At 70.0% G+C, this 3,606-nt stretch carries 2 protein-coding genes and 1 pseudogene; all 3 read left to right on the forward strand.

Going from position 1 to position 3,606, the window contains the following annotated elements; all coding sequences use genetic code 11:
• Positions 1-574: MFS transporter (locus tag ABDW35_RS33910; RefSeq protein ID WP_343718257.1), on the forward strand; the 574-nt coding region annotated here is incomplete at its 5' end.
• Between the two features lie 150 nt (positions 575-724).
• Positions 725-2,587 (forward strand): dihydroxy-acid dehydratase, encoded by a 1,863-nt coding sequence (gene ilvD, locus ABDW35_RS33915; RefSeq protein ID WP_343718258.1) that lies wholly within the window; start codon positions 725-727, stop codon positions 2,585-2,587.
• 138 nt (positions 2,588-2,725) lie between these two features.
• Positions 2,726-3,606, forward strand: a pseudogene (gene prfB / locus ABDW35_RS33920) (peptide chain release factor 2); the annotation flags it as partial.

Consider the following 3,606-nt stretch of genomic DNA (forward strand, 5'->3'; position numbering starts at 1 on the left):
CATGGCGCAGATGTCGGCCTTCGTGGCGCTGCCCTTCCTGCTGCAGACCGGCTACGGCTTCTCCCCGGCCCAGGTCGGCCTGCTGATGATCCCCTGGCCGCTGGCGGTGGCGGTGACCGCGCCCTTCGCCGGCCGCCTGTCCGACCGGCACCCGCCGGGCCTGCTGGGCGGCATCGGCCTCGCCCTGCTCGCCATCGGCCTGGTGCTGCTGGCGACGCTGCCGGCCGACCCCGCCCCCGTCAGCATTGTCTGGCGCATGGCCCTGTGCGGCGCCGGCTTCGGCCTGTTCCAGGCGCCCAACAACCGGGTGATGATCGGGTCGGCCCCGCGCAGCCGCAGCGGCGCCGCCAGCGGCATGCTGGGGACCGCCCGCCTGCTGGGCCAGGCGACCGGCGCGGCGCTGGTGGCGCTGCTGTTCGCCCATTTCCCGGACCACGGTGCCCAGGCGGCGCTGCTGACCGCGGCCGGGCTGGCGACCGCCGCCACCGTGGTCAGCTGCCTGCGCCTGGCAACCCCGGCCTACACCGCCGACGACCCGGCGCCGGAGCCGCGGGACGCCGCCCGCAGCCGCTGACGCGCGGGAGCGTTGCGTCCGCCGCCCTTGCGCCGCGGGCGGGAATGGCGTTCTTTCTGGAATGGACGTTCCGACGGGTGTCGCGGTTCTTTTCTGATCGCTGCGACCACCCATCTGACAGAAAGTGACCCGAGCAGCGGACCGTGACCCATGCCAGCCTATCGTTCCCGCACCACCACCCATGGCCGCAACATGGCCGGAGCCCGCGGGCTCTGGCGCGCGACCGGCATGACGGATGCGGATTTCGGCAAGCCGATCATCGCCGTCGTCAACTCCTTCACCCAGTTCGTGCCCGGCCATGTCCACCTCAAGGACCTCGGCCAGCTGGTGGCGCGGGAGATCGAGGCCGCGGGCGGCGTCGCCAAGGAATTCAACACCATCGCCGTCGATGACGGCATCGCCATGGGCCATGACGGCATGCTGTACAGCCTGCCGTCGCGCGAGATCATCGCCGACAGCGTCGAGTACATGGTCAACGCGCATTGCGCCGACGCCATGGTCTGCATCTCGAACTGCGACAAGATCACGCCCGGCATGCTGATGGCCGCGATGCGGCTGAACATCCCGGTGGTGTTCGTGTCCGGCGGCCCGATGGAGGCCGGCAAGGTCAAGGTCGGCGGCGAGACCAAGTCGCTGGACCTGATCGACGCCATGGTCGCCGCCGCGGACAGCCGGATCAGCGACGAGGACGTCAAGGTGATCGAGCGGTCGGCCTGCCCGACCTGCGGCTCCTGCTCCGGCATGTTCACCGCCAATTCGATGAACTGCCTGACCGAGGCGCTGGGCCTGGCGCTGCCCGGCAACGGCTCGACCCTGGCCACCCATGCCGACCGCAAGCGCCTGTTCGTCGAGGCCGGGCACCTGATCGTCGACCTGGCGAAGCGTCATTACGAGCAGGACGACGAGTCGGTCCTGCCACGCAGCATCGCCAGCTTCGCCGCCTTCGAGAACGCCATGACCCTCGACATCGCCATGGGCGGGTCGACCAACACCGTGCTGCACCTGCTGGCGGCGGCGCAGGAGGGCGGGGTCGACTTCACCATGGCCGACATCGACCGGCTGTCGCGCCGGGTGCCGGTGCTGTGCAAGGTCGCGCCGGCCCTGTCGACCGTGCATATGGAGGACGTCCATCGTGCCGGCGGCATCATGGCCATTCTGGGCGAGCTGGACCGCGCCGGCCTCTTGAACCGCGACACCCACACGGTCCATGCCGAGAGCCTGGCTGCGGCGCTGGACCAGTGGGACATCAAGCGCACCGACAGCGAGTCCGTGCACCGCTTCTACAGCGCGGCGCCGGGCGGCATCCCGACCCAGGTCGCCTTCAGCCAGGACGCCCGCTATCCCAGCGTCGACGCCGACCGCAAGCGCGGCGTCATCCGCGACCTGGAGCACGCCTTCAGCCCGGATGGCGGCCTGGCCGTGTTGTACGGCAACATCGCCGAGGATGGCTGCGTGGTGAAGACGGCGGGCGTCGACGCCAGCATCCTCACCTTCTCCGGCCCCGCCCGGATCTTCGAGAGCCAGGACGCGGCGGTCGAGGGCATCCTGGGCGACCACATCAAGCCCGGCGACGTGGTGCTGATCCGCTACGAGGGCCCGAAGGGCGGCCCGGGCATGCAGGAGATGCTGTACCCGACCAGCTATCTGAAGTCGAAGAGCCTGGGCAAGGTCTGCGCCCTGGTCACCGACGGCCGCTTCTCCGGCGGCTCCTCCGGCCTGTCGATCGGCCATGTCTCGCCCGAGGCGGCCGAGGGCGGCGCCATCGCCCTGGTGCAGGAGGGCGACACGATCGAGATCGACATCCCGCACCGCAAGATCCATCTCGCCGTGTCGGATGAGGAGCTGGCCCATCGCCGGGCGGCGATGAACGCCCGCGCCGACGGCGGCTGGCAGCCCTCGGCGCCGCGCGCCCGCAAGGTCTCGCAGGCGCTGCAGGCCTATGCGGCGCTGACCACCAGCGCCGCCCGCGGCGCCGTGCGCGACGTCAGCCAGCTGCGGCCGCGCAAGGCTTGAGGTCCAGGCCGCGGGCGAGTTTTCCCGCCCGCGGCCTTTACCTGACCGCCGATCCGTCCTACATCCCCGGTTCGCATCGCCGGCCGCCGCGCGGCCCGCGATCCTGTGGACAAACGGAATTCGAGAGGAGCGCACGGCATGCGCGCCGAGACCGAAGCCAAGGCCCAAGAGATCAAGCAGTCGCTCGCGCTGCTGAGGAGGTCTCTTTGACTGGGACAACGCTTTAAGACGACTGGACGAACTGAACGCCCTCGCCGAGGACCCCAAGCTCTGGGACAGCCCGGAGAAGGCGCAGACCCTGCTGCGCGAGCGCACCCATCTGGATGACGCCATCGGCGGCTACAAGGCCCTGGCGGCCGAGTTCGACGACGCCGTCGGCATGATCGAGCTGGCCGAGGCCGAAGGCGACGCCGAGGTGCTGGCCGATGCCGAGGCCCAGCTGAACCGGCTGGGCGAGAAGGTGGCGAAGAAGCAGCTGGAGAGCCTGCTGGCCGGCGAGGCCGACGGCAATGACTGCTATCTCGAGGTCAATGCCGGCGCCGGCGGCACCGAGGCCCAGGACTGGGGCCAGATGCTGCTGCGCATGTATGTGCGCTGGGCCGAGAAGCACGGCTTCAAGGTCGAGTGGCTGGAAGAGAGCCCGGGCGAAGAGGCCGGGATCAAGTCCGCCACGGTGCTGATCAAGGGCCACAACGCCTATGGCTGGCTGAAGACCGAATCGGGCGTCCACCGGCTGGTGCGGATCAGCCCGTTCGACAGCGCGGCGCGGCGGCACACCAGCTTCTCCTCGGTCGCGGTGTCGCCGGTGATCGACGATTCGATCGAGATCACGATCCTGGACAAGGATCTGAAGGTCGACACCTACCGCGCCTCCGGCGCCGGCGGCCAGCACGTCAACAAGACGGATTCGGCGATCCGCATCACCCATATCCCGACCGGCGTCGTCGTCGCCTGCCAGAACGACCGGTCGCAGCACCGCAACCGGGCCATGGCGATGGACATGCTGCGCGCCCGCCTCT

Source organism: Inquilinus sp., from assembly GCF_039594555.1.
GTDB lineage: Bacteria > Pseudomonadota > Alphaproteobacteria > DSM-16000 > Inquilinaceae > Inquilinus.

What these genes read in the sequence shown, in the direction of transcription:
- ilvD (WP_343718258.1), top strand. Translation starts at nt 725, where the DNA reads ATGCCAGCCTATCGTTCCCGCACCACCACCCATGGCCGCAACATGGCC.